The organism is Aeromonas dhakensis (assembly GCF_000820305.1).
GTDB lineage: Bacteria > Pseudomonadota > Gammaproteobacteria > Enterobacterales > Aeromonadaceae > Aeromonas > Aeromonas dhakensis.
On record NZ_CDBH01000014.1, the window covers coordinates 3,638 to 6,583 of the forward strand.

Annotated in this window: 5 protein-coding genes; 3 read left to right on the top strand and 2 right to left on the bottom strand. The window is 63.1% G+C overall.

Annotated features, from left to right (window positions below; all coding sequences use genetic code 11):
• On the top strand, nt 1–619 hold a 619-nt coding region (locus BN1143_RS01045), incomplete at its 5' end, for an HD-GYP domain-containing protein (RefSeq protein WP_042049331.1).
• A gap of 213 nt (nt 620–832) precedes the next feature.
• On the opposite strand, the gene BN1143_RS01050 is transcribed toward BN1143_RS01045, so the two are convergent.
• Nucleotides 833–1,354, bottom strand: coding sequence for a NifB/NifX family molybdenum-iron cluster-binding protein (locus BN1143_RS01050; protein ID WP_042049332.1), 522 nt, complete (start codon nt 1,352–1,354; stop codon nt 833–835).
• Entirely contained in the window at nt 1,354–1,659 is a 306-nt protein-coding gene (locus tag BN1143_RS01055; RefSeq protein ID WP_042049333.1) for a DUF134 domain-containing protein, read from the bottom strand. Before BN1143_RS01055 ends, BN1143_RS01050 begins: the two co-directional genes overlap by 1 nt.
• Nucleotides 1,660–1,851: 192 nt before the next feature.
• On the opposite strand from BN1143_RS01055, the gene BN1143_RS01060 reads away from it, so the two are divergent.
• Nucleotides 1,852–2,220, top strand: a complete 369-nt coding sequence (locus BN1143_RS01060; protein WP_005298747.1) for an ArsR/SmtB family transcription factor — start codon at nt 1,852–1,854, stop codon at nt 2,218–2,220.
• 4 nt (nt 2,221–2,224) lie between these two features.
• Nucleotides 2,225–2,946: arsenite efflux transporter metallochaperone ArsD (gene arsD / locus BN1143_RS22715; protein ID WP_156141278.1), on the top strand; the 722-nt coding region annotated here is incomplete at its 3' end.

Below are 2,946 nucleotides of genomic sequence, written 5' to 3' on the forward strand. Positions count from 1 at the left end.
GCTGACCACGGCGCGGGAGTTCAGCCGCTACCGGGACGAGGAGACCGCCAACCATCTGCACCGGATGTCGAGCTATTCGCGGCTCATCGCCTGCGAGGTGGCAGCCCATTACCCCCTCAATGACGAGGAGGTGGAGTTCATCCATCTCTTCTCCGAGCTGCACGACATCGGCAAGATTGCGGTGCCGGACGCCATCCTGCTCAAACCGGGCAAGCTGACCCCGGAGGAGTACGCAGTGATGAAGATCCACCCGCTCAAGGGACGGGAGATGATCGCCCTGATGATCAAGGAGTTTGGTCTGGACGGCATCCATCACACCGACATGCTCAAGAACATCATTGCCTACCATCATGAGCGTTTCGACGGCCAGGGCTACCCGGAGGGGCTGGCAGGGCAGGCGATCCCGCTGGAGGCCCGCATCGTCACGGTGGCGGATGTGTTCGACGCGCTCACCAGCGAGCGTCCCTACAAGCAGGCCTGGCCGTTCGAGACGGCCTTCGAGTACCTCAAGACCCATGCCGGCAGCCAGTTCGACCCCGTCTGCGTCGCGGCGGCGCTGCGCAGCAAGGAGGCGTTTCGCGCCATCCATCAGCAGTATCGGGATCCGGCCATAACCTGACCTCTCGTTCACGCTCTCGGTGCTAGGGTTGGCTTGCCTGCCGGGGGGAATGTCTGGGGGCGGGCTCTGCAATTTGATAGAGATGCTCGGAACAAGCGCTTGCGCAGCCACAAGGCCGGTCGCTAGTGCCCTGGCGCTCTGCCGCTAGCCGGGTTTGGCGCCACCAGAGCAGGGCGCTCATGGCTAGGATCAATGGGAAGGCGGCCAGCATGCTCAGCAGCAGGTGTGACATGGTTCGTCCCCTTGTTGATGATTGCAGCCGCACTGCTCTGCCTGGTGACAACCACTTTCCCTACCGATCTGTTTCCCCTTGCGGCCGTTGCAGGATGGCCGGATCCCCTTGATAAGACTCCCGGCCTTGCTGGCCTTGCGGCGTGACGGACTGCCCTGGCTGGCGTCGGTCAGCGGCTGAAAGTGGGCAGCAGACAGATCAAGGTGCACCGAGCGGTACTGCCATACCGATATCCCGGCATCGAGCAGTCGGCCCAGCATGTGCTCACCGATGTTTCGCACCAGCACCTGAGTGACGGCATGGGCCTGTAGCGTCGCCAGCAGGGCCTGTTTGCCACGGCAACCCTCGCCGTTGGCCGGGTTGGACATGGTCGCGAGCACCTCGCCGGCTGGACTGACAATCTGCAGCTGCTCAGCCCGGCTGACGTGGGCGGATGGCCGGCCCCGGCTCAACAGGATGGCATGGTTGCCTGGCACGGCTGCTGTATTCACGTTCTGGTTCATTACGCGGTTTCTCCACCGGGTTGCGGGACGTCGGGTTGCATCAACAGGGCCTTACCTAAGCTCAGGCACTCCACCACCTTGTAGCGGGCGCGCTTGAGGGTATTGGCCAAGGTCTGGCGAGAAACGCCCATGAGTCGGGCGGCCTCCTGTTGCTGCATGCCCTCCAGATCCACCAGGCGCAGCGCCTCAAACTCATCGGCGGCGAGGGCCACCTGCTCCAGTTCATGCATGGGGACACCATTGGGCTTGAAGCAGCTGTTGGCGGGGCGCCCGCAGATACGACGGGCTATTTTTGGTCTCGGCATAACGACTCCTAATTTGCATATGCCATATATACGCCGCATAAATAGCATATGCAAATTAAAGAAAAATGTAATTGAAAGGCATGATCTTGTTGAGAGGGAGGTTGCGGCTTCACGAGCAGAGTTGGCGGCAACTTGATCAATTCAATGATTCTTGTATAGTTGAAATGAAGGCGCATCCAACGAGAGACAAACATGAACAAAGAGACGGCCACCAAGGTCTTTGAATCGCTGGCATCCGGGATCCGGCTCGATGTGTGGCGGCTGCTGGTCAAGGCAGGGCTGGATGGGCGGGTCGCGGGCGAGCTGGCCGGCGAGCTCGACATCGCCCCCAACACCCTGTCGTTTCATCTCAAGGCGATGCTCAATGCCGGCCTCTTGTCGGTGGAGCAGGAGGGGCGCTTCCTGCGCTACCGCGCCAATATCCCCTTGATGCTGGACCTTATCGGCTATCTCACCGAGGAGTGCTGCGCCGGCCATCCGGAGGCGTGCGGCATGATGCGCGCCGAGTCCACTTGCTCACCCCATGTGCTGCCTGCGCAGCCCTGCTGCCACAAGGAGTAATGCCATGTCAGTCATTCAGATTTTCGACCCCGCCCTCTGCTGCGCCAGCGGCGTCTGCGGCACCGAGGTCGATCAGGCGCTGGTCACCTTTGCCGCCGATCTGGCCTGGGCCAGGGAGCAGGGCGTTGCCATCGAGCGTTTCAATCTGGCCCAGCAGCCGCTGCAGTTTGCCGAAACACCTGCGGTCAGCGCCTTTCTGACCCACGCCGGGGAGGAGGGGCTGCCGCTGGTGCTGGTGGAGGGTCAGGTAGTGCTGACCGGCCGCTATCCGAGCCGCGGCGAGTTGGCCCGCTATGCAGGACTGCCCGCGCCGCAGGCCACCATCAAGGGCGGGGTGGGCAAGACCTCGCTGGCCTGCGCCAGTGCGGTGGCCCTCTGTGACGCCGGCAAACGGGTGCTGCTGGTGAGCACGGATCCCGCCTCCAACGTGGGGCAGGTGTTTGCCACCGACATAGGCAATCGCATCACCGCCATCGCCGCTGTGCCCGGTTTGTCGGCGCTGGAGATAGATCCCCCCGCGGCGGCCAAAGCCTATCGGGAGCGGATCGTCGGCCCGGTGCGCGGCAAGCTGCCCGAGCGAGTGGTGCGCAGCATAGAGGAGCAGCTCTCCGGCGCCTGTACCACCGAGATCGCCGCCTTTGACGAGTTCACCGCCCTGCTCACCGACCCGGCGCTGCGCTCGGAGTACGACCATATCCTCTTCGACACCGCCCCCACCGGCCACAC

What these genes read in the sequence shown, in the direction of transcription:
- BN1143_RS01050 (WP_042049332.1), bottom strand. Translation starts at nt 1,354, where the DNA reads ATGAACCAGAACGTGAATACAGCAGCCGTGCCAGGCAACCATGCCATC.
- BN1143_RS01060 (WP_005298747.1), top strand. Translation starts at nt 1,852, where the DNA reads ATGAACAAAGAGACGGCCACCAAGGTCTTTGAATCGCTGGCATCCGGG.
- BN1143_RS01055 (WP_042049333.1), bottom strand. Translation starts at nt 1,659, where the DNA reads ATGCCGAGACCAAAAATAGCCCGTCGTATCTGCGGGCGCCCCGCCAAC.